Genomic DNA, 21,213 nt, shown 5'->3' on the forward strand with positions numbered 1-21,213 from the left:
CGGGAACCTCGCTCGTCCGTGGACGCAAATGCAACCTAAGCCGCGATCCTCAGATCGGCAGGAGCGTTCCGCCGATGAGGGTTTGGAGTGAGTAGATCAGCATTGTCCAGAGTCCGGTGATCATGAGGATGCCGGTGAGGATCATGGCGGTTCCGCCGGCGATGTTGATGGCGCGGATGTGTCGGCGAAGGAACCCGGTGGCGGTGGTTGCCCATCCGAGGCCGGCGGCGACGGCGAGGAACGGCAGACCGAGGCCGATGCAGTAGATGACGGCCAGGAGTGCTCCGCGGGCGGCGGATGCGGTGCTGATGCTGAGTGCGGAGATCGCGGCGAGGGTGGGGCCGAGGCAGGGGGTCCAGCCGAGGCCGAAGGCGATGCCGAGCAGCGGCGCGCCGACCAGGCCGGTAGGGGGTTTGATGGCGGGTTTCGCGGTGCGCTGGAAGACGCGCAGCAGGCCGATGAACACCAGCCCCATGATGAGGACGACGGCGCCGAGGATGCGGATGAGGATGTCCTGCCAGCGGATCAGCCAGCTGCCCACGGCGCCGAAGGCGACGCCGTAGGCGATGAACACGAGCGAGAACCCGAGGGTGAACAGGCCGGCCCCGATCAGGGGTCTCCAGCGGGAGCGGGTGGTGGATGCGCCGGTGACGTAGCCGAGGTAGCCGGGTACGAGCGGGAGCACGCAGGGCGAGGCGAAGGAGACGAGGCCGGCCAGCAACGCGATCGGCATCGCGAGCCAGAGTTCGCCGTTGGCGACGATGCCGTTCACGGGGTGCGGCTCTCGGTCAAGGCGGTGTCGATGAGGGCGGCGAGGGTGCCTTGGGAGGGGATGCGGCCGAGGATTCGGGAGGCCATCCGTCCGTCACGGTCGAGGACGATCGTGGTGGGCACGGCGTTCGGGGCGGACTTGCCGGCGAACGCGAACTGCACGTCGCTGGTCGCGGCGTCCAGGATCGACGGGTAGGTGATGTCGAACTCGGTGGCGAACGCGGTCGCGGTCGCGCCGGTGTCGCGCACGTTCACGCCGATGAACACGACGCCCTGGTCGGCGTACTGCTCATATGTCGCCTGAAGGTCGGGGGCTTCGGCGCGGCAGGGTGGGCAGGCGGCGTACCAGAAGTTGACGACGACGACCGAGCCGAGCCAGTCGGTGGAGTCGGCTTGGCCGCCGGTGTCCAGCGGACCGCCGAAGGTCACCGGGGCGTCGCGCTCGGCGGCGGGGATCTCCACGACCGTGTCGTCGGCTGAGGTGTACCCGTTCGGGGTCTGCGGGAGGGTGATGTCGGGCGGCTGGGCGGCGCATCCGGCCAGCAGGAGCAGTGCGGCGAGGCTGCCACCGACTGGTGCCGCGATCCAGCGTCGGCGCGGGTGGGCGGAGTCGGGTTTCGGGGGCATGGCTATGGGCTTTCAGGCAGCGGTGGTGAGCCGGTGGTCTAGGACTTGGCGGTGGGGCGCTTGCGCCCGGCGAGGATGGCGCCGGCGATGACGAGGACGAGCCCGGTCGGGTAGCCGGCGGCGAGGTCGAGCCAGCCGGGTGGTTGGCCGGGTCCGAACGCTTCGAGGTGGGCGAGCCAGTGGATGATCGCGACGAGCGCGCCGGCGCCGATCAGGACCTGGCCGAGGCGGACGAGGAGGCGGTGCTTGCGCCAGCGGGCCTCGAAGTCGTCGGGCTTGTTCGGGCGCGGGGTGGTCTTTCTTGTCATGGGGTGCGGTCCTTTCGGGAGTGTGGTCAGAGGCCGGAGTAGGAGTGCAGGCCGGTGAAGAAGACGTTGACGACGCCGAAGTTGAACAGCACGGCGGCGAAGCCGGTGATGCACAGCCCGGCGGCGCGGCGGCCGTGCCAGCCGCGGGTGGCCATCGCGTGGAGGTAGGCGGCGTAGAGGACCCAGATGATGAAGGTCCAGACCTCTTTCACGTCCCACCCCCAGAACCGGCCCCAGGCGCGCCCGGCCCAGATCGCGCCGGCGATGAGGGTGAAGGTCCACAGGATGAAGCCGACGATGGTCAGCCGGTAGGCGAGGCGGTCGAGGTCCTCGGCCGACGGGGTGGCCTCCAGGAGACGCTGCAGCCGAGTCGTCTGCTCGGGATGGCGGCGGGACTTGAGCAGATAGGTGATGCTGACCAGGAACGCCAGGCCGAAGAACGCGGTGGCCAGCAGCGCGACCAGGACGTGGATCACCAGCCACCCGGACTGCAGTGCGGGCATCAGCGGCACCACGGGCACGTAGAAGCTCACCGTCGCCACGCCCAGCAGCAGCACGGTCAGTCCGAGGACCGCGGTCCCCAGGAACGCGAGGCGACCCCGGATGGACACGGCCAGGAAGGTGCCGATGATCAGCGCCGTGCCGGTCAGGGAGAACTCGAACATGTTGGCCCAGGGCACCCGTTCGGCGGCGATGCCGCGCAGCACCGTGGCCGCGACGTGGAGCACCCAGCCGAGCACGGTCAGCGCGTAGCCGACCCGGATCGCTTTCGACCTGCCGGGTGCCGGCTCCGTCGTGGGCTCCGTGGCCCCGGGCGGTGCAGGAGGCATCGTGGCTGGCCCGGCGAGGACCCGTTCCTTGGCCGGCGCCGACGTGGGGCGCGGGGCGGTGCGTCGGGCGAGGTCGAGGGTGTAGGCGATGAAGCCGGCCGCGTAGACGGCGATCGCCGAGTACACCAGCAGCAGGGACAGGGCGTCAAGGAACGGGGTCATCGGATCCTCCGGGTGGTCGGGGCGCGGTTTCAAGGCGGGCGGCGAGGGCGTCGACAGTGGACTGCAGGCGGGGGTCGTCGCCGCGGGCGAGCGCGGCGACCTCGAGCTGCGTCTGGTCGCCGCGGGCGGCGACGCGCACCCAGATGCGCCGCCGGGGCACGAACAGCGAGAGGGCCAGGCCGGCGACCGCGGCGGACGCGGCGATCAGGGTGGGCGCCTGGGTCGGGTCGTGGGCGATGTCCAGCGACGCGAATCGCGGGATGTTGGTGAGCTCGATCGTGCCCAGCCCGTCCGGCAGCGGGGCGGTGGTGCCGGGCGTGAGCTCGAGGGCCGGGGTCGCGGTGCCGCGGCCGGCGACCTGGGTCATCGCGGAGGTGTCGAGCGAGTAGACCGACACGGGAACACCGCTGTCCAGTCCCAGGTTGCCGACATACACGTCCAGGGTGACGACCGGGTCGAGCAGGTCGGGGTAGCTGGAGTAGGAGGCGCCTCCGGGCGCGATCGCGCGGGTCGGGTAGAACAGGGCGATCATCCCGACCTGCTTCGCCAGCCCGTCAGGGACCTTCACGACGCCGAGGCTGGTGAGGTTGGCGTCTTGCGGGAGGAACGGGATCGAGTCGCTGAAGACGACGTCGCCGGCCGGGTTGCGGACGGTGAGGGTCGGGGCGTAGCCGTTGCCGAGCAGGTAGATGTCGGTGCCGGCTACCGACAGCGGCTCGTTCACCCGGATGCTCGAGGACTGCTGCGTGCCGTCTGCGGTGACGGTGACCTGGGCGTCGAAGTCGCGCGGCATGCCCAGCGCGTTGAGATTGTCCTCGACGTAGTCGACGCGGAACCGGTCCAGGGTGAGGGTGAACTGCGGGATCTGCGCGTCGGTCACGAACCGGCCAGGGGTGAAGGAGTCGTATGCGATCCGCGTGCTGGCGAAGGTCTGCCCCTCGACGAGGATGCGCTGCCCGGTGAAGCGGTAGCCGGTGCCGACCGCAAGGACGACGAGCACCGCGAGCAGGGCGAGGTGGAACAGCAGGTTCCCGGTCTCGCGCAGGTAGCCGCGTTCGGCGGCGATCGAACACTCCCCGCCCGCGTCGAGCCTGCGGAGCCGGTAGTGCTGGCGGCGCAGCTCCTTCTCCGCGGCGCGCAGCACATCTTCCGGCGGGCCGTCCACGCGGCGACGGTCGTGCGCCGGCAGGCGCTGGAGGTTGCGGGGTGTCGCCGGCGGCTGTGCCAGCAGAGCCTGGGCGTGGTGGCGGATGCGCGGGATGAGACACCCCACGAGGGAGGCGAACAGCAGCAGGTAGACGGCGGAGAACCATACGGACCCGAACACGTCATGCAGCTGCAGCAGCTGCACTGCCCAGGCCCAGCCGGGGTTGTTCCGGTCGAACTGGATGACCCCGTTGGGATCGGAGGACCGCTGTGGGATCAACGACCCCGGGATCGCCGCCAGAGCCAGCAGCAACAGCAAGATCAGCGCGGTGCGCATCGAGGTCAGCTGCCGCCACCCCCACCGCAACCAGCCGACCACGCCCAGGCGCGGGCCGCTCGGGGACTCTCCCGCGCGGTCGATATGGTCGCCCGGCAAGGTGGTGTCCGTCTCGGGTGTGCTACTCGGCGTCGGCATGCACCGCCTCGTTTCCGGCCGGTACGGCCGCGGCCCGTCGGGTGCGCCACTGGGCGTAGACGATGACGCCGACGCCGAGCACGGCCGCGATCACCGCGGTGACGATGTTCGCCTTGATCCCGCCGGCCAGCAGCTCGGTCGGGTCCAGCCGGATCCACTCCAGGAAGGCCCGCCCGAACCCGTACCACAGCAGGTAGAGGCCCAGGCTCAGCCCGGTCCCCGCTGCGGGGTGCCCGTCGAGGCGGCGGATGCGCTCGACGATGAGGATCACCGCGGCGCCGAGCAGATTCCACAGCAGCTCGTACAGGAACAGCGGCTGGAACAGCGTGCCCTCCGGGGTGCCGGGCGGGATCGCGGGGCTGCCCGGGTCGATCTGCAGCCCCCACGGCAGCGTGGTGGGCGGACCGAACAGCTCCTGGTTGAAGTAGTTGCCCAGCCGCCCGACGGCCTGCGCGACGAGCATGCCGGGGGCTAGCGCATCCAGGAACAGCAGCAGCGGGATCCCGGCCCGGCGGGTGCCGATGATGATCCCGACCAGGCCGAGGAGCACGGCCCCGAAGATCGCCAGGCCGCCCTCCCACAGGTAGAGCACCCGCAGCAGGTCCGCGCCCGGATAGAAGTAATCGCCCGGATGGGTGAGCACATGATAGATGCGGGCGCCGACGATGCCCAGCGGCACCGCCCACATCGCCACATCCAGCACCGCGCCACGCGGATGCCCCGCGCGCTGCAGCCGCCGCGCCGCGATGACGACGGCGAGCACGATGCCGGTGAGGATGAACACGGCGTAGAAGTGGATTCGCAGCGGCCCGAGCTGGATGTAGCTGATGTCCTGGCTCGGAATCAGGGCCGGCAGCACGTCGAGCGGCATCACGACCGTACCCTCGGCGGCAGCCAGACGAACGGATCGACCGGTTCGCCGTCGGGCCGCACCTCGAAGTGCAGATGCGCCCCTGTGCTCAGGCCCGTGTTACCCACCAAACCCACCAGCTGCCCGACCCGAACCCGCTCCCCCACCTCAAGCGCGATCGAGCCCTCGATCAGGTGTGCGTAGAGGCTCTCGACCAGCTGCCCGTCGATCTCGTGCTGGATCACCACATAGGTGCCGTAACTGCCGCCCTCGTCGGTCGCGACCGTCACGACTCCATCCGCCATCGCCTGGATCGAGGTGCCCATCCCCGGGGTCAGATCGACCCCGTTGTGGTAGCTCGAGCACGACGAGCACGGCGGGATGCGATAGCCGAACGGGCTACTGACCGGGACCCCGGTGGTGAACGGCCACTGCACCGGCGAGGCGGGATCGTTCACGAAGGTGGCCGCAGTGAACGCATACGGCTCCGCGCCATCGGGCAGCGGCACGCTAGCGGAGAAGCCGTCGCGGTCCAGCACCACCGGCGCGGCGCGGTCGCCGACTGTGAGTGACTGCGGCTGTGAGCTCACCGTCTCCGGCTGCTGCGCAGCGAGAGCCTCGGCCGGGGACGGCGAAGGGAGCGACAGCGGGACGGCAAGCGCGGGCACCGCGGCCATTGCCACGAGCGCGACCCCGCGACGGCGTAGCCACCTTGCGCGCGACTGTCGTCGCGCCGCGTGCGCCGCCTGCTGCGCTGCGGCGGCGCGCTCACGAATGCGGCGACGGGTTGGCGGTATGTCGTGCCCGGCGGTACCCGCGATCATGCGAGGACCGCCAATGCGAAGTACAGGATCGCACCACCAGCGAGTACCGCGAGCAGCACCAATGCGGTGAGGACGAAGGGCATAGAACGGAACATCAGATCCTTCACGGGTCGTAGATCGGGGGCGTGGCCGCCGCGGCGCCGGCGACACCGTCCCGGCGCTCGCGGGCAAGCATGCTTTCGCCATGACGAGGGTGCGCCGGCCGCGGGCGGCTAGGTCGGAGAGGCAGGGCTGTGCGTGAACGTTCGCGCAGCCACCCACTCGCGGTGACGCCCTGGTGCAGCCAGGGGCGGTTCAGCCGGGCGCGTACTCCGGCGAAATCAGTGAACCAACACGCACCGAGCTCTCGCGCGCACCATTCGCGGCGCGACGTCGTGGATCAGGTGCGACTAATCGACAGGGTGACGAGGGAAGGAGCAGCCCGCAACGCAAGGCCCCGCGGCGTCGGCATCACCGACAGGTGACGCCGGAGCAGCGCAAGGAGCTCGTCCCAACGGGACCGATCCACCAAGATCAGGAGCGACAGTGTCAGTAGCAAGGCAAGGATGCAGGCGATCGCGCCCAGCGCATGGCCGGGCGTGCAGACGATGGTGTCGCATCCCTCCGAATCGGATGACGACACTGGCGCGGTCGCCGCGACGGGCTCCGCCTGGGCTGACCCGACCGACACGGCTGGTGTGACGGAGCCGGTCTGATTGTCCTCCAGGCTCAACGAATGCATGGCAAGGATGCCGGCGATCACGGCGATGGCCACACCGAAGCCGAGCAAGGCGATGCGACGTGTGGCGCCGGCTGGTTGCAGCGCCGCCCGGATTCCTCGCATTCCTGTCCGCCTTTCTACCCTCAACAGTACCCCCTCCGGGTACAGCCCTCACGCGACGGAATCCCAGCGGCGGCCACAGCCTCGAGCCGATCAAGCGATCCGGGGCCGGGGCGGCGGCCAGGCTGGACTGGTCGAAGGGCGCAAGGCGTGGGGTGCGCGCCCCCGTAGAATCCGACGACGATGACGATGAGGCACCTGGGGAGCTGCGGATGACCGTCGTGCTGGTGCTGAACGCGGGCTCCTCCTCGGTCAAGTGGCAGCTGGTCGACGGGCAGTCGGGCGCGTCGATCCGGGGCGGCCTCGTGGAACGGCTCGACACGGATCGCGGCGAGCCGGCGGCGCATGACGCCGTGATCCGGGATCTGCTTGCGAAGCTGCGCGACGAACCCGTCGCGGTCATCGGCCACCGTGTGGTGCACGGCGGCAGCCGGTTCGACTCCGCGACGCTGATCACCGACGAGGTGGAGCAGCAGATCGACGAGCTCGCCGTCTTGGCACCGCTGCACAACCCGGTCAATCTCGCGGGCATCCGCGCCGCCCGTGCCGTGTTCCCCGGCATCCCGAACGTCGCGGTGTTCGACACCGCGTTCCACCGCACCCTGCCGCCGGCAGCCGCCGTCTACGCGCTGCCGGCGGAGCTCGTCCGGCAGCATCGGATCCGCCGGTACGGGTTCCACGGCATCTCCTACCAGTACGTCTCCGCCCGCGCGGCCGAGCTGCTGGGGCGGCCGCTGTCGGAGCTGCGGTTGATCGTCTTCCATCTGGGCAACGGCGCCTCCGCCTGCGCGATCGCCGGCGGGCGGTCCGTGGATACCTCGATGGGCCTGACGCCCCTGGCAGGACTCGTCATGGGAACCCGCGCCGGCGACGTCGATCCCGGAGTGCTCATCGCCCTCGGCCGAGCGGGCCTCGGGTGGGACGAGCTCGAGGAGCTGCTGACCCGCGAGAGCGGCTTGCGCGCGTTGGCCGGCACCGAGGACATGCGGGACATTCACGCGGCCGCGGTCGCCGGTGATCCCGCCGCGACCGCGGCGCTGGAGGTCTACCACCACCGGCTGCGGCACTACCTCGGCGCCTATCTCGGCCAGCTCGGCGGCGCCGACGCGATCGTGTTCACCGGCGGTGTCGGCGAGAATGCCCCGGCGACCCGCGCCGCCGCCGTCTCCGGCATGGAGCGTCTCGGGATTCGCCTCGACGACGAGCGCAACCGCGCGACGGCGGGGCGGGAGGCGCGGACGGTCTCCGACTCCCGCTCCCCGACCGCCGTCCTGGTCGTGCCCACAAACGAGGAGCTCGAGATCGCCCGGCAGTCTCTAGCCGCGGTGACTCGGCCCGACGCTGATCCAGCAGGGCCGGTCTAGTTCCCGAGCCGCTGCAGGATGTCCTTCATCTGATCGATTTCTTGTTGCTGGGACTCGACGATCTCGCCGCAGAGGTCTTTGATCTCCGGGTCGGTGATGTTCGACTGTTCGCAGAGCAGGATGGCTCGGGAGTGGTGGGGGATCATCGAGTCCAGGAACTGCTGATTTCCCACGAACGTCGCGGCCCTTCCCATGAAGAACGCGCCGACCGTGAGCAGGGCGAATGCGACGATGAGCCCGATGTTGAGCGGCTTGTTCGGGAACATGCGCCACATGATCGCGATCATGATGATGCCCATCGGGAACACCATCATCAGGGCCATGTAGAGGTTGCTGATGTTCAGGTAGAGATCGCCGACGACGTTGATCAGTGCGAACGTGAAGAAGTACATCACCACCAGGCTCAGGGCCAGCGCGATGAGCAGGCGGAGGTAGCTCTTCGCACCGCCGGTGTGCGAGGCCCGTTCGTGCGGGGTGTGGTCGCTCACAGCAGGCCGAGCAGCTTCTCGCAGGCCTGCTCGCACGTCCGGCAGGCTTCCGCGCACACCCGGCAGTGCTCGTGCATGCCGGCGTGCTGTTCGCATTCGTCGGCGCAGGCCGCGCACGCGGTGCGGCAGGCTTCCAGGGTGGCTCGCGTGACGTTCGCGTCGTAGCCGGTGCGCCGCGACAGGATGCGACCGGTTGTCTCGCATAGGTCCGCGCAGTCGAGGTTGGTCCTCACACACTTGGTGAGGTCGGCGATCATGTCCTCGCTCAAACAGGCGTCGGCGCACGCGCTGCACGCCTGGGCGCAGTCGACGCAGGCCTGAATGCAGGCCAGTAGTGCCGCCTGATCGAGGTCTCCCAGATCCTTCGGGTGGGTCCGGAGCATCTGATCTGCGATGGTCATCTCAGTCCTCCTTCTCGTCGGCCCGTATCGGGTCGGTTGCGAAGAACCGTAGGCGGGGCCGCAGCGGTCGGCGACCGGCTTGCATACGCTAGGCGGGTATGTTATGAGGAGTCCTGCCTTCCACACCCGGGCAGTAGGTGCCCGGGAGCGGCGACCGGCGCTAGAGCCGGTCGAGGATGAAGTCGACCCGCTCCTGCGCCCCGAGCACTGGGACGTGCACGATCGGGAACGGCAGCGCCGCGTATACCTCGGTGAGCAGGTGATGGATCCGCTGCTGGGCGGCGGTGTCCTCGGTGCGGGCGTAGTCCGGCGCCAGCGGCAGCAGGTCCAGGATGAACGTCGTGCGGTAGTCCACCTGCTCGAGCGCGGCCACCAGGATCGGGTCGGGTTCGAGCTGCAGGAAGCGGTAGTAGGCCAGCGAGTCCGGGATGGCCCGGTCCAGAAACACCGTCGTGGCGGGATCGAGGGCGGCTTCCTCGGCGAGCTGCATGTCCAGCACGCCGCGCTGAAACTCGCGCTGCTTGGCGCGGACCTCCTCGACGGTGCGACCGGCGATGCGCTGCAGGTCGAGATAGTGGCGGGCGTGCTCGATCGTCGTCGTGTAGCCGCGGTCGCGCAACAGATTCACGGTGGTGGTCTTCCCCGAGCTCGGCCCACCCGTGATCACGTACCAGCTGGTCACGTTCGCCCTCCTGTCTGTGCGGTCGGGAATATCCGACCGCGAAAGCACCTTATACCCCCAGCGGGTATAGCATCGGGATCGGAGGTGGTCGGAATGGCACACGGATATGTGGACGACAAGCAGGCGCTGCTGGCGCGGCTGCGACGCGCGGAGGGGCAGGTGCGCGGGATCGCGCGGATGGTCGACGAGGACGTGTACTGCATCGACATCCTGACCCAGGTCTCGGCGGCGACGAAGGCGCTGGAGTCGGTCGCGCTGACGCTGCTGGAGGACCATCTCGGGCATTGCGTCGCGCAGGCGACCGCGCAGGGCGGCCCGATCGCGGAGGAGAAGCTCCGCGAGGCGAACGCCGCGATCGCGCGGCTGGTCCGCTCCTAGAACGTTCACACCACACGCATCGACACGCTCACGAAAGGAGCACAACATGACCGGACAAGGATTCCAGGACCTCGGCCTGCAGGCGACGAACGGCGTTGGCTGCGCCTGTTGCGCCCCCACCTCCCACGCCGCCACGGCCAACACCACCGCCTCCGCGACGGCGCAACCGGCATCGGGCGAGGTGTCGGCGCAGTTCCTGGTGGAGGGGATGACGTGCTCGCACTGCGTGCGGAGCGTCACCGAGGAGGTCTCCGCGATCGACGGGGTCTCCGGCGTCGAGGTCGACCTGCACGCCGGCGGCGTGTCCACGGTGACCGTGTCCAGCACCGCCCCGGTGGACGCGGAGCGGGTGCGGGAGGCGGTCGAGGAGGCCGGGTACAGCCTCGCCGCAGCCTCATGAGCACGCTGGACGTCGATCTCGACATCACCGGGATGACCTGCGCGTCGTGCGCGACGCGGGTCGAGCGGAAGCTGAACAAGCTGCCCGGGGTGGAGGCGACGGTCAACTTCGCCACCGAGAAGGCCCGCGTGCACTCGGAGGCCCCGGTGCCGGTGGAGGAGCTGATCGCGGCGGTCGAGCAGGCGGGGTACGGAGCGAGCCTCCCAGCCCCGCCTGTGCCCGACACGGCTGAGCAGACCATCCCGCGGGACGATGAGCTGGCGTCGCTGCGGCAGCGGCTGATCGTCTCGGCGGTGCTGGCGGTGCCGGTCGCGGTGCTGTCGATGATCCCCGCCCTGCAGTTCACCTACTGGCAGTGGCTCACGCTCACCCTGGCCGCGCCGGTGGTGGTGTGGGGGGCGTGGCCGTTCCACCGCGCCGCGGCGATCAATGCCCGGCACGGGGCGGCGACGATGGACACTCTGATCAGCGTCGGGGTGCTGGCCGCGTTCGGCTGGTCGCTGTACGCGCTGTTCTTCGGCGGTGCGGGGATGCCGGGAATGCGGATGAGCGTCACCTTCGTCGGCACCCCGCAGGCCGGTGGCCACGAGGTGTACCTGGAGGTCGCCGCGCTGGTGACCGTGTTCATCCTCCTCGGCCGCTACCTCGAGGTTCGTGCCAAGCGGCAGTCCGGCGAGGCCCTGCGCGCCCTGCTGGAGCTCGGCGCCAAGGACGCAGTGATCCTCCGCGAAGGCACTGAGCAGCGTGTCCCCGTCGCACAGCTCGTTCCGGGTGATGTCGTGGTGGTGCGGCCGGGTGAGAAGATCCCCGCCGACGGCCTCGTCACCGAGGGAATGTCCGCGGTGGACGAGTCGATGCTGACCGGCGAGTCCGTGCCGGTCGAAGTCGCCCCCGGCTCCCGCGTGGTCGGCGCGACTGTGAACACCGGCGGGCGCCTGCTCGTGCAGATCACCCGCGTCGGCGCCGACACCGAGCTGGCCCGGATGGCGCGGCTGGTCGAGGAGGCGCAGACCGGCAAGGCCCAGGTGCAGCGCCTCGCCGACCGGGTGTCGGCCGTCTTCGTCCCCATCGTCATTGTCCTCGCCCTGGCCGCGTTCGCCGGGTGGCTGATCGCGGGGGCGCCCTTGGAGGTCGCCTTCACCGCCGCGGTGACCACCCTGATCATCGCCTGCCCGTGCGCGCTGGGGCTGGCGACGCCGACCGCTCTGCTGGTCGGCACCGGCCGCGGCGCCCAGCTGGGCATCCTCATCCGCGGACCCCAGGTGCTCGAGCAGACCCGCCGCATCGACACCGTCGTGCTCGACAAGACCGGCACCATCACCGCCGGCACCATGACCGTCACCGGCATCCACCCCGCTCCCGGCACCGATGAGGCGGAGCTGATCCGGTTCGCCGCGGCGCTCGAGCACGGCTCCGAGCACCCCATCGGCCGCGCCATCACCGCCGCAGCCGACGGCCCGACGGATGCCGTGGAGTCATTCGCCGCCGAGGCCGGTCAAGGCGTGCAGGGCATCGTCGACGGCCGCATGGTCGCCGCCGGCCGCGCCACCTGGATCACCGGGCAATGGGCGATCGCGATCCCCGACGAGCTCGCCGCGACGATCACGGCCGACGAGGCCGCGGGCGCCACCGTGACCGTCGTGGCGTGGGACGGGCAGGCGCGCGGCGCGATCAGCGTCGCCGACACCATCAAGCCCACCAGCCGTGAGGCCATCGCCCGACTGCGCGGGCTCGGGCTGACCCCGATCCTGCTCACCGGCGACAACCCCGGCGCCGCCCGCACCATCGCCGACGACGCCGGCATCGAGGACGTCCGCGCCGGAGTCACCCCGCAGGGCAAACTCGACACCATCCGCGAGCTGCAGGCATCCGGACGGGTGGTCGCGATGGTCGGCGACGGCGTGAACGACGCCGCCGCCCTCGCCCAAGCGGACCTCGGCATCGCAATGGGCACCGGCACCGACGCGGCCATCACCGCCGCGGACCTGACCATCGTCTCCGGCGACCTGCTCCTGGTCCCGGACGCGATCCGGCTCGCCCGCCGCACCCTGGGCACCATCAAGGGCAACCTGTTCTGGGCGTTCGCGTACAACGTCGCCGCGATCCCGGTCGCGATGCTCGCCCTGCTCAACCCCATCCTCGCCGCCGCCGCGATGGCGTTCAGCAGCGTGTTCGTCGTCACCAACAGCCTCCGACTGCGCCGCTTCCGCCTCCTGCCCGCCCCGACGCCCACCGTCCTGACGCCCAGCCGCGACACCACCCCCGTCCACGCCTGACACCCACGCAAGGAGACCGCCATGACGCACGACCACGAGCACCACACCGGCCACGAGCACGCCGCGCACGATCACGGATCCCACGAGCACCATCACCATGAGCCCCCGGCCGGGGCGACCAACCTCGTCACCTGCCCGGTCATGCCCGGCAATCAGGTCGACCCGGCGTGGGCAGAGAAGCGCGGCCTGTTCCGTGACTACGAAGGCGCGCGGTACTGGTTCTGCTGCCCCGAGTGCGGGCCGCTGTTCGACGGCGACCCCGCCCGCTACGCCAACGCCGCCTGACCCACGACGGCAGGGAAAGGGGGCGCGGGATGGATACAGCGGTCGGTCTGGTGCAGGCCTACCTGCGGGTGAACGGGTACTTCACCGTCGCCGAGTACCCGGTGCTGGACGCGACCGGTCCGGACGGGCCGCGCACCGTCACCGACCTGGACATCCTCGCGATCCGACTGCACCACATCCCCGGCGACGACCCCGACCCGGCCCTCGGCGCCCGCCCCGGGGCGCCGGACATGATCGTCGGCGAGGTCAAGGAGGGCGCCCCGAAGCTGAACCCCGCGATGCGCGACCCCGCGGTGCTGGAGGCCGCGTTCGCCCGGTTCGGCTGCTGCACCCCCGCCGACGCGCCCGCCCTCGTCCAGGAGCTGCTGACGGCCGGGCAGGTCCTCGCCCCGGAGGGCCACCTGATCCGCACGGTCGCGTTCGGCAACACCGCCCGCCCCCATCGGTCCGGCTCCTGGCACACCGTCCCCCTCGAGCACATCCTCGACTATCTCCGCGATCACCTCGCCCGCAACTGGGCCGTCGTCGGTCGCACCCAGATCAAGGACGACACCCTCGGGCTGCTGGCTCTGATGGAGAAGGCCCACCGTGCCGGAACGGGCCGCCGATGAGCCGGTTGCCGCGCACCGGTCCCCATCCGGGACCATCGCCCCTGGCCAGGCATCGGTCGGGCGACCAGGCTGGGCAGGACCGCCGTGCGCCCGATCGGCGCCGGCGGGGATCCAGGCACACCGGGGTACGCTGGACGCGGGAAGGAGGTCGGCGGTGAACCACATCCGAACCCTGGTGCACGCCCCATCCGGGCTGCACCGGCTGCTGCTGACCTTCGCGACCGCGCTCCTGCTGATCGCCGGCCTGCTGGCCATGCACACCCTCACCGGCACGCTCACCAGCGGGCACGCCGACACCCCCGCAGCGGCCTCCGAAGCCGCCCATGCCGCGCCCGACTCTGACCTGGGCGGCACCGTCGCGACCGGGAGCATGCTCGAGAACACCATCGGGACAGGCACCGAGGCTTCGGGCGGGCACTGCGAGGGCGACTGCGACAGCTCGGGCGGAATGCCGGACCATTCGATGCTGATGATGGCGTGCGTGCTGGCGCTGCTGGCCGCCACCATCGTGCTGCTCGCCCCGGCGCTGCTGGCCCGCCTGGGCACCGTCCTCGCCCTGCTACGCCTGCACGGGCGGAATGTGCTCACCGCGTTACCGCACCCCCGACCACCTTCCCTCATCGTCCTGTCGATCAGTCGAACCTGATTCCCCGCCCTCCCGTCGCCGCTGTGCCGGGAGATGCTGCGCCGTGCCCGCATACGGCTCGGGAATCAACTCACCATTCGACTGACTAGACAAGGACACCCACCCATGCGTTTCCGCATTCTCGCGCTGAGCACCGCCGCGCTCGCCGCTGCGCTCGTGCTCGCCGGCTGCGCGCCCACCGACGGATCCATGCCCGGCATGGACCACGGCCCCGGCGGCATGACCAGCGGCACCCCCGCCCCCTCCGAGCAGGCATCGTTCAACTCCGCTGACGAGATGTTCGTCACGATGATGATCCCGCACCACGAACAGGCCATCGAGATGGCCGATCAGATCCTGGCCAAGGACGGCATCGACGAGCGGGTCGTGACCCTCGCCGAGCAGATCAAAGCCGCCCAAGGCCCCGAGATCCAGACCATGAAGGGCTGGCTCGAGGACTGGGGAATCCCCTACGACGACTCCATGTCCGACATGGGCGGGATGGGCGGGATGGGCGGCATGGACCACGGCGACGGGATGATGTCCGACGACGACATGGCCGCCCTGGACGCCGCCACCGGGGTCGAGGCGACCCGGCTGTTCCTCGAGGGCATGGTCGGCCACCACCAGGGCGCCGTCACCATGGCCCAGATGGTGCTGAACAACGGCGAGAACCCGGACGTGGCCGCGCTCGCCCAGCAGATCATCGACGGACAGACCGCCGAGATCACCACCATGCAGGACATCCTCGCCACCCTCTGACCCGAACCCCTCGGGCGGGGCCGACCACCCCTGACCTGGCCCCGCCCGAGGCCCGGCGCATCCGTCCTGACCGACAGCGCCGGCCCGTCGAAAGGCCCATCATGACTTCCCGGACTCTGGCCGCGTGCTTCGTGGGCATCATCCTCGCCCTGATCATCCTGTCCGCGGCGACCATCCTCTTCATCCAGGCGATCGCATGAGCAGCAACGCCACCACGATCACGGCCGCTGCCGTCGCCGCTGCCGCGGGCCTGCTGCTGACCGGCTGCACCTCCACGCCGACCGCCATCTCGGCACCCGCCCCGGACACGGGTCTCGGTCATGTGCACGGCATCGTCGACCTCGGCGGGAGCACCGTGCTGCTGGGCACCCACATCGGCCTCTACACCCTCACCGACACCGGCGACATCTCCGGCCCCCTGGGAGGCGCGGACTTCGACGCGATGGGCCTGACCGCCGACGGCGACGTCCTCTACGCCTCCGGGCACCCCGGACCGAACACCCCGGCGGAGCTCGGCGAGCACAACCTGGGACTCATCCGAAGCACCGACGCCGGGACCACCTGGGAGCCGGTCGCGTTTACCGGGCAGGAGGACTTCCACGTCCTCACCGCCGGAGACCGTGCGATCCACGGGATCGGGTCCAGCTCGATCACCATCCGCACCAGCACCGACGGCGGGACCACCTGGATCGACGGCGCCGAGCTCCCCGCCGCCGACCTGACCGTCACCACCGACGGCACCCTCTACGCCGCGACGCGGCAGGGCCTGCAGGAGAGCCGGGATGCGGGCGCCACCTTCGACCTCGTCGCGGATGCGCCGCCGCTCTACCTGGTGGAGGCGGACTCCACGGGCGGGCTGGTCGGCGTCGACACCGACGGCACCCTCTGGCGACTCACCGGCACCGGATCCTGGGACAGCGTCGGTGCCGCCACGGGCACCGTCCAGGCGCTCGGGAACGCAGATGGGGCGGTCGTGCTCGTCGACGACCGCGGCGTCGTCTGGATCCACGGCACCGAGACCACCGTCGTCCTCCCGACAGGGACCGCACAATGACCGCTATCACCATGACCACATTCGGCGGCCTCGGCCGCGAACCGCGAGGAGTCCTACCATGAGCACCGCAGCGGCCCGTTGGGCCCACCGCACCACCGACGTCACCCTGGACCGACTGGAGGAGGTGGATGCGTGGTGGCGGGCGGCGAACTACCTGAGCATCGGGCAGATCTACCTGCTCGACAACCCGCTGCTGCGCGACCCGCTCACCGCGGAGCACATCAAGCCGCGGCTGCTGGGGCACTGGGGCACCACCCCGGGCCTGAACTTCCTGTACGCCCACCTCAACCGGGCGATCACCGATCGGGACCTGAACACCCTGTACGTGACCGGGCCGGGGCACGGCGGGCCGGGCATGGTCGCCAACGCCTACCTGGACGGCACGTACACGGAGCTGTACCCGCGGATCGACCGCACCGAGGAGGGACTGCGGGCGCTGTTCCGGCAGTTCTCCTTTCCCGGCGGCATCCCCTCGCACGCGTCCCCGGACACGCCGGGGTCGATCAACGAGGGCGGCGAGCTCGGCTATTCCCTTGTCCACGCCTATGGCGCCGCGTTCGACAACCCGGATCTGCTGGTCGCCTGTGTGATCGGCGACGGGGAGGCGGAGACCGGGCCGTTGGCGACCGCGTGGCACGGCAACAAGTTCCTCAACCCCGCCGCGGACGGGGTGGTGCTGCCGATCCTGCACCTGAACGGGTACAAGATCGCCAACCCGACGGTGCTGTCCCGCATCCCCGAGGACGAGCTGGTCGCGCTGCTGCGCGGCTACGGCCACGAGCCGTTCGTGGTCACCGTCGGCTTCGACGGCGAGGACCCGCGGGAGTCCCACGCCCGGTTCGCCGGCGTGCTGGACGAGGTGCTGGACCGGATCGCGGACATCAAGACCGCCGCGGCGGCCGGCACCCTGGAGGGCCGGCCTGCGTGGCCAGCGATCGTGCTGCGCAGCCCGAAAGGCTGGACCTGCCCGCCGGTGATCGACGGGCTCCCCGTGGAGGGCACCTGGCGGTCCCACCAGGTGCCGCTCGCCGAGGTCCGCGACACCCCCGAGCACCTGCAGATCCTCCAGGACTGGCTGGCCTCCTACCGGCCCGACGAGCTCTTCGACGCCGACGGCGCCCCGTTCCCCGCCACGGTCGCGGTCGCCCCGGCGGGAGTGCGGCGGATGAGCGCGAGCCCGGTCGCGAACGGCGGGCAGCTGACCGTCCCGCTGCGCCTGGGCGATTTCCGGGACCACGCCCACCCGGTCGACCCCGAGGCGCGAGGCGCGGAAACCGGGGAGGCGACCCGGGTGCTCGGCGAATGGCTCGCCGACGTGATCCGGCACAACCCGGACAACTTCCGCATCTTCGGCCCCGACGAGACCGCCTCCAACCGGCTCGCCCCGCCCGTGTTCGAGGCCACCGGCAAGCAGTGGAACGCGACCGTGCTGCCGGTGGACGAGCATCTGGCCCCGACCGGGCGGGTCATGGAAGTGCTCAGCGAGCACCAGTGCCAGGGGTGGCTGGAAGGGTACGTCCTGACCGGCCGGCACGGTCTGTTCAACTGCTACGAGGCGTTCACCCACATCGTCGACTCGATGTTCAACCAGCACGCCAAATGGCTCGAAGCGGCCCGCGAGGTGCCCTGGCGGGAACCGGTGCCGAGCTTCAACTACCTGCTCTCCAGCCACGTCTGGCGGCAGGACCACAACGGGTTCAGCCACCAGGATCCCGGGTTCATCGACCTCGCTCTGAACAAGAGCCCCGACGTCGTGCGGGTCTACCTCCCCTTCGACGCGAACACGCTCCTGTCCACGTACGATCACTGCCTGCGTTCCACCGGATACATCAATGTCGTCGTCGCCGGAAAGCAGCCCGCCCCGCAGTGGCTGACGATGGATGAGGCGATCGAGCACTGCACCCGGGGTCTCGGCATCCTGCCGTGGGCGGGCACCGAGACGGAGGGGAGCGAGCCGGACGTGGTGCTCGCCGCCGCCGGCGACGTGCCCACCCTGGAGGTCCTCGCCGCGGCCGCGCTGCTGCGCGAGCACATCCCGGGCCTGTCCGTGCGGGTCGTGAACGTGGTCGACCTGACCCGTCTGCAGTCCGAGGACCAGCATCCGCACGGGCTGCCGGACGGGGAGTTCGACGCGATCTTCACCCCCGACAAGCCGGTGATCTTCGCGTACCACGGCTACCCGTGGCTGATCCACCGGCTCGCCTACAAGCGCGCCGGGCACCAGAACCTGCACGTGCACGGCTTCGTGGAGAAGGGCACCACCACGACCCCGTTCGACATGGTCATGCTCAACGACCTCGACCGCTACCGGCTCGCGATCGACGTCCTCGACCACGTCCCGGGCCTTGCTGCGACACACGCGCAGCTGCGGCAGGAACTCGTCGACGCCCGCCTGCGCGCCCGCGCCCACACCCGCGAGCACGGCACCGACATCCCCGCCGTCGCCGACTGGCGCTGGCCCCACCCCGACACCGACCTGAACCGCCCCTCCACCGCGAAGGAAATCCGATGACCGACACCAAGACCGTGACCCTGCAGGTCAGCGGCATGATCCGCGCGACCTCCAAGAACGTCACCGAAGCCCACCTCGCCCGCCAGCCGGGCGTCCTGTCCGTCGACGCGAACCCGGTCTCCCAGACCGCGACCGTCACCTACGACCCGCAGACCACCTCGGTCGCGCACCTGCAGAAGTGGGTGATCGAATGCGGCTACCACTGCGCCGGGCAGTCCGTCCCGGACCACATCTGCGACCCCGCCCACGAACCTCACGAGCACGCCGACCACCACGACCACGCCGAGCACGAGGGACGCGCGGTCTCCACCGGTCATGACACCCCGGCGGGGCACGAGCACCCGCACCCGCACCCGGCAGCGGACCACGCGGACCACTCCGCCATGGACGCCGGCGCGCATGCCGGTCACGCTCCGGCCACCGAGGGCGGACACGATCACGGGGCTCAGCCGGCCGGCCGCAGCGCGCAGGATGTGATGGGCCACGGCGGGCATCACGGCGGCATGTCGATGGACGCGATGATCCGGGACATGCGCAACCGGTTCCTGGTCGCGTTGATCCTGTCGATCCCGATCACCCTCTGGTCCCCGATCGGCCGGGAGGTGATCGGCTTCGAAGTGCCGGCCCCGTTCGGGCTGCGCGACGACGTGTTCATGCTGATCGTGTCGCTGCCGGTGATCTTCTACTCGGCCTGGATCTTCTTCGACGGCGCCTACCGAGCCCTGCGGGCCCGCACCCTCGACATGATGGTGCTGGTCGCGGTCGGCGTCGGCGCCGGCTGGATCTACAGCCTGATCATCACCCTCACCGGCGGCGGCGAGGTCTTCTACGAGGCGGCGACCGTGCTGGCCACCTTCGTGCTCCTCGGCCACTGGGTCGAGATGCGCGCCAGGGGCGGCGCGAACGACGCCATCCGACGGCTGCTGGAGCTCGCTCCCGCCCGCGCGGTCGTCCTCCGCGACGGCGAGGAGGTCGAAATCCCCACCTCCGAGGTCGTCCCCGGGGACCTCATGCTCATCCGCCCCGGCGCGAAGGTCCCCACCGACGGCGTCGTCGAGGACGGCGAGTCCGAGATCGACGAGTCGATGGTCACTGGCGAGTCCATGCCGGTCGAGAAGGCGCCCGGCTCGGAGGTGATCGGCGCGACCGTGAATACCGTCGGCACCCTCCGGGTGCGCGCCACGAAGGTTGGCGCCGACACGGCGCTGGCGCAGATCGTGAAGCTGGTGCAGGAGGCGCAGAACTCCAAGGCCCCTGGGCAGCGTCTCGCCGACCGGGCCGCGTTCTGGCTCGTCCTGCTCGCCCTCGTCGGAGGCACTCTGACCTTCCTGGTGTGGTTCCTCGCCGGGGCGGATGTGCCGATGGCGATCCTGTTCGCGATCACCGTCGTCGTTATCACCTGCCCCGACGCCCTCGGGCTCGCCACCCCGACCGCGATCATGGTCGGCACCGGCCTGGGCGCCAAGCGTGGTGTCCTGTTCAAGAACGCCACCGGCATCGAGACCGCCGCGCATATCGACACCGTCGTGCTGGACAAGACCGGCACTCTCACCAAGGGCGAGCCCGAGGTCACCGACTACATCCCCATCGGCATGGACGACCTCGAGCTACTCGCCCTCGCCGCGGCGCTCGAGCGGGAGTCGGAGCACCCGCTGGCCAAGGCGATCGTCACATACGCCGAGAGCCGGAACATCCCGCGTCGCACCGCGTCCGCGTTCCGCAACGTCACCGGGCAGGGCGCGATCGCCACCGTCGACGGAAAGCAGGTGGTGCTCGGCAACGCCCGGCTGATGGCCGCGCAGGGCATCGACACCGGCCCGGTCGTCTCGCAGCAGCAGGCCCTCGCAGACGGCGGCCGCACCGCGATCATGTTCGCCGTCGACGGGCAGATCGCCGGCGTGATCGCCCTCGCCGACGCCCCCCGCGACACCGCGAAAGCCGCGATCGACGCACTCCACGAGCAGGGCATCGAGGTGGCGATGCTCACCGGCGACAACAAGCCCACCGCCGAGCGCATCGCCTCGCTGCTGGGCATCGACACCGTGATCGCCGACGTGCTCCCCGAGGACAAGTCCGCCAAGATCGCCGAGCTCCAGGCATCCGGCAAGAAGGTCGCGATGGTCGGCGACGGCGTCAACGACGCCCCCGCCCTCGCCCAGGCGGACCTCGGCATCGCGATCGGCGCCGGCACCGACGTCGCCATCGAGACCGCAGACGTCGTCCTGATGCGCTCCGACCCGCTCGATGTCGCGATCGCGCTGAAGATCGGGAAGGGCACGCTGCGGAAGATGCGGCAGAACCTCGGCTGGGCCATCGGCTACAACGCCATCGCGCTGCCCATCGCCGCCGGCGTGTTCTACCCCGCGTTCGGGATCATGCTCACCCCCGAGATCGCCGCCATCAGCATGTCCGGCTCCAGCGTGATCGTCGCCGTCAACGCGCTCCTGCTCAAGCGGCTCCGGCTGCCCGCCCAGCAGGCCCCCGCGGCCCCGGCAGAGGCGAGCAGCCTCGCCCCGGCGTCGACGCCCGGCGGCGCCTCATGACCGGACGCGAGGCGCCGCG

The 21,213-nt window shown here is 70.5% G+C and carries 22 protein-coding genes; 11 read left to right on the top strand and 11 right to left on the bottom strand.

The genetic code is table 11. From position 1 onward, the window contains the following. Window positions 1–49: 49 nt before the first annotated feature. From F6B43_RS01085 to F6B43_RS01120, 8 genes are all read right to left on the bottom strand, one after another. Window positions 50–733 (bottom strand): cytochrome c biogenesis CcdA family protein, encoded by a 684-nt coding sequence (locus tag F6B43_RS01085; RefSeq protein WP_150448344.1) that lies wholly within the window; start codon window positions 731–733, stop codon window positions 50–52. Window positions 734–768: 35 nt separating this feature from the next. Next, a complete protein-coding gene (locus tag F6B43_RS01090) occupies window positions 769–1,398 on the bottom strand; it encodes a TlpA family protein disulfide reductase (RefSeq protein WP_150447121.1) in 630 nt (209 codons plus the stop codon). 38 nt (window positions 1,399–1,436) lie between these two features. Then, on the bottom strand, window positions 1,437–1,706 hold the full coding sequence (locus F6B43_RS01095; RefSeq protein WP_100345619.1) for a hypothetical protein: 270 nt from the start codon (window positions 1,704–1,706) through the stop codon (window positions 1,437–1,439). Between the two features lie 26 nt (window positions 1,707–1,732). Further along, complete coding sequence (ccsB, locus tag F6B43_RS01100) at window positions 1,733–2,698, bottom strand: c-type cytochrome biogenesis protein CcsB (RefSeq protein ID WP_100345618.1); 966 nt, start codon at window positions 2,696–2,698, stop codon at window positions 1,733–1,735. Further along, window positions 2,682–4,319, bottom strand: coding sequence for a cytochrome c biogenesis protein ResB (gene resB, locus F6B43_RS01105; RefSeq protein WP_100345617.1), 1,638 nt, complete (start codon window positions 4,317–4,319; stop codon window positions 2,682–2,684). The genes ccsB and resB overlap by 17 nt, the downstream gene beginning before the upstream one ends. Beyond that, a complete protein-coding gene (gene lgt / locus F6B43_RS01110; protein WP_150448345.1) occupies window positions 4,303–5,190 on the bottom strand; it encodes a prolipoprotein diacylglyceryl transferase in 888 nt (295 codons plus the stop codon). The genes resB and lgt overlap by 17 nt, the downstream gene beginning before the upstream one ends. Next, window positions 5,190–5,993, bottom strand: coding sequence for a M23 family metallopeptidase (locus F6B43_RS01115; RefSeq protein WP_170285528.1), 804 nt, complete (start codon window positions 5,991–5,993; stop codon window positions 5,190–5,192). The genes lgt and F6B43_RS01115 overlap by 1 nt, the downstream gene beginning before the upstream one ends. A gap of 379 nt (window positions 5,994–6,372) precedes the next feature. Beyond that, window positions 6,373–6,816, bottom strand: coding sequence for a DUF6153 family protein (locus F6B43_RS01120; protein ID WP_150447124.1), 444 nt, complete (start codon window positions 6,814–6,816; stop codon window positions 6,373–6,375). Between the two features lie 209 nt (window positions 6,817–7,025). Between F6B43_RS01120 and F6B43_RS01125 the strand changes: the two genes are divergently transcribed. Further along, window positions 7,026–8,177 carry an acetate kinase gene (locus F6B43_RS01125; protein ID WP_150448346.1) on the top strand — a complete coding sequence of 384 codons (1,152 nt, stop codon included), beginning with the start codon at window positions 7,026–7,028 and terminating at the stop codon, window positions 8,175–8,177. Here the strand turns inward: F6B43_RS01125 and F6B43_RS01130 are convergent. The 3 genes from F6B43_RS01130 to F6B43_RS01140 form a co-directional block, all read right to left on the bottom strand. Then, window positions 8,174–8,665 (bottom strand): DUF305 domain-containing protein, encoded by a 492-nt coding sequence (locus F6B43_RS01130; protein WP_246159738.1) that lies wholly within the window; start codon window positions 8,663–8,665, stop codon window positions 8,174–8,176. The two genes, F6B43_RS01125 and F6B43_RS01130, sit on opposite strands and share 4 nt — an antisense overlap. Then, complete coding sequence (locus tag F6B43_RS01135) at window positions 8,662–9,066, bottom strand: four-helix bundle copper-binding protein (protein ID WP_138172296.1); 405 nt, start codon at window positions 9,064–9,066, stop codon at window positions 8,662–8,664. The genes F6B43_RS01130 and F6B43_RS01135 overlap by 4 nt, the downstream gene beginning before the upstream one ends. Window positions 9,067–9,226: 160 nt before the next feature. Continuing rightward, window positions 9,227–9,748, bottom strand: a complete 522-nt coding sequence (locus F6B43_RS01140; protein ID WP_246159739.1) for an AAA family ATPase — start codon at window positions 9,746–9,748, stop codon at window positions 9,227–9,229. A 93-nt stretch (window positions 9,749–9,841) separates the two neighbouring features. Here F6B43_RS01140 and F6B43_RS01145 point away from each other — a divergent pair, with 93 nt between their 5' ends. From F6B43_RS01145 to F6B43_RS01190, 10 genes are all read left to right on the top strand, one after another. Beyond that, on the top strand, window positions 9,842–10,126 hold the full coding sequence (locus F6B43_RS01145; protein WP_036297866.1) for a metal-sensitive transcriptional regulator: 285 nt from the start codon (window positions 9,842–9,844) through the stop codon (window positions 10,124–10,126). A 46-nt stretch (window positions 10,127–10,172) separates the two neighbouring features. Beyond that, window positions 10,173–10,526, top strand: coding sequence for a heavy-metal-associated domain-containing protein (locus tag F6B43_RS01150; protein ID WP_150447125.1), 354 nt, complete (start codon window positions 10,173–10,175; stop codon window positions 10,524–10,526). Beyond that, window positions 10,523–12,802, top strand: coding sequence for a heavy metal translocating P-type ATPase (locus F6B43_RS01155; RefSeq protein ID WP_021065010.1), 2,280 nt, complete (start codon window positions 10,523–10,525; stop codon window positions 12,800–12,802). The genes F6B43_RS01150 and F6B43_RS01155 overlap by 4 nt, the downstream gene beginning before the upstream one ends. Window positions 12,803–12,823: 21 nt before the next feature. Then, window positions 12,824–13,087 carry a YHS domain-containing protein gene (locus F6B43_RS01160; protein WP_021010667.1) on the top strand — a complete coding sequence of 88 codons (264 nt, stop codon included), beginning with the start codon at window positions 12,824–12,826 and terminating at the stop codon, window positions 13,085–13,087. Window positions 13,088–13,116: 29 nt separating this feature from the next. Beyond that, the gene (locus tag F6B43_RS01165) at window positions 13,117–13,698 is read left to right on the top strand and encodes a hypothetical protein (protein WP_021065011.1); all 582 of its coding nucleotides are present in this window, start codon (window positions 13,117–13,119) and stop codon (window positions 13,696–13,698) included. Between the two features lie 154 nt (window positions 13,699–13,852). Continuing rightward, the gene (locus tag F6B43_RS01170; RefSeq protein ID WP_150447126.1) at window positions 13,853–14,344 is read left to right on the top strand and encodes a DUF6153 family protein; all 492 of its coding nucleotides are present in this window, start codon (window positions 13,853–13,855) and stop codon (window positions 14,342–14,344) included. A 105-nt stretch (window positions 14,345–14,449) separates the two neighbouring features. Next, window positions 14,450–15,085: a DUF305 domain-containing protein gene (locus F6B43_RS01175; RefSeq protein ID WP_036302052.1), complete on the top strand. Its 636-nt coding sequence runs from the start codon at window positions 14,450–14,452 to the stop codon at window positions 15,083–15,085. A 196-nt stretch (window positions 15,086–15,281) separates the two neighbouring features. Next, window positions 15,282–16,139 (top strand): F510_1955 family glycosylhydrolase, encoded by an 858-nt coding sequence (locus tag F6B43_RS01180; protein ID WP_150447127.1) that lies wholly within the window; start codon window positions 15,282–15,284, stop codon window positions 16,137–16,139. Between the two features lie 58 nt (window positions 16,140–16,197). Next, on the top strand, window positions 16,198–18,651 hold the full coding sequence (locus F6B43_RS01185; RefSeq protein ID WP_150447128.1) for a phosphoketolase family protein: 2,454 nt from the start codon (window positions 16,198–16,200) through the stop codon (window positions 18,649–18,651). Beyond that, the gene (locus tag F6B43_RS01190; protein WP_150447129.1) at window positions 18,648–21,194 is read left to right on the top strand and encodes a heavy metal translocating P-type ATPase; all 2,547 of its coding nucleotides are present in this window, start codon (window positions 18,648–18,650) and stop codon (window positions 21,192–21,194) included. The genes F6B43_RS01185 and F6B43_RS01190 overlap by 4 nt, the downstream gene beginning before the upstream one ends. The last annotated feature ends 19 nt before the right edge of the window (window positions 21,195–21,213 follow it).

This window comes from Microbacterium rhizomatis, from assembly GCF_008710745.1.
Lineage (GTDB): Bacteria > Actinomycetota > Actinomycetes > Actinomycetales > Microbacteriaceae > Microbacterium > Microbacterium rhizomatis.

Excerpts from the sequence above, each read along its gene's own strand:
- F6B43_RS01085 (WP_150448344.1), bottom strand. The coding sequence starts at position 733 with ATGCCGATCGCGTTGCTGGCCGGCCTCGTCTCCTTCGCCTCGCCCTGC.
- F6B43_RS01090 (WP_150447121.1), bottom strand. The coding sequence starts at position 1,398 with ATGCCCCCGAAACCCGACTCCGCCCACCCGCGCCGACGCTGGATCGCG.
- F6B43_RS01095 (WP_100345619.1), bottom strand. The coding sequence starts at position 1,706 with ATGACAAGAAAGACCACCCCGCGCCCGAACAAGCCCGACGACTTCGAG.
- ccsB (WP_100345618.1), bottom strand. The coding sequence starts at position 2,698 with ATGACCCCGTTCCTTGACGCCCTGTCCCTGCTGCTGGTGTACTCGGCG.
- resB (WP_100345617.1), bottom strand. The coding sequence starts at position 4,319 with ATGCCGACGCCGAGTAGCACACCCGAGACGGACACCACCTTGCCGGGC.
- lgt (WP_150448345.1), bottom strand. The coding sequence starts at position 5,190 with ATGCCGCTCGACGTGCTGCCGGCCCTGATTCCGAGCCAGGACATCAGC.
- F6B43_RS01115 (WP_170285528.1), bottom strand. The coding sequence starts at position 5,993 with ATGATCGCGGGTACCGCCGGGCACGACATACCGCCAACCCGTCGCCGC.
- F6B43_RS01120 (WP_150447124.1), bottom strand. The coding sequence starts at position 6,816 with ATGCGAGGAATCCGGGCGGCGCTGCAACCAGCCGGCGCCACACGTCGC.
- F6B43_RS01125 (WP_150448346.1), top strand. The coding sequence starts at position 7,026 with ATGACCGTCGTGCTGGTGCTGAACGCGGGCTCCTCCTCGGTCAAGTGG.
- F6B43_RS01135 (WP_138172296.1), bottom strand. The coding sequence starts at position 9,066 with ATGACCATCGCAGATCAGATGCTCCGGACCCACCCGAAGGATCTGGGA.
- F6B43_RS01145 (WP_036297866.1), top strand. The coding sequence starts at position 9,842 with ATGGCACACGGATATGTGGACGACAAGCAGGCGCTGCTGGCGCGGCTG.
- F6B43_RS01150 (WP_150447125.1), top strand. The coding sequence starts at position 10,173 with ATGACCGGACAAGGATTCCAGGACCTCGGCCTGCAGGCGACGAACGGC.
- F6B43_RS01155 (WP_021065010.1), top strand. The coding sequence starts at position 10,523 with ATGAGCACGCTGGACGTCGATCTCGACATCACCGGGATGACCTGCGCG.
- F6B43_RS01160 (WP_021010667.1), top strand. The coding sequence starts at position 12,824 with ATGACGCACGACCACGAGCACCACACCGGCCACGAGCACGCCGCGCAC.
- F6B43_RS01165 (WP_021065011.1), top strand. The coding sequence starts at position 13,117 with ATGGATACAGCGGTCGGTCTGGTGCAGGCCTACCTGCGGGTGAACGGG.
- F6B43_RS01175 (WP_036302052.1), top strand. The coding sequence starts at position 14,450 with ATGCGTTTCCGCATTCTCGCGCTGAGCACCGCCGCGCTCGCCGCTGCG.
- F6B43_RS01180 (WP_150447127.1), top strand. The coding sequence starts at position 15,282 with ATGAGCAGCAACGCCACCACGATCACGGCCGCTGCCGTCGCCGCTGCC.
- F6B43_RS01185 (WP_150447128.1), top strand. The coding sequence starts at position 16,198 with ATGAGCACCGCAGCGGCCCGTTGGGCCCACCGCACCACCGACGTCACC.
- F6B43_RS01190 (WP_150447129.1), top strand. The coding sequence starts at position 18,648 with ATGACCGACACCAAGACCGTGACCCTGCAGGTCAGCGGCATGATCCGC.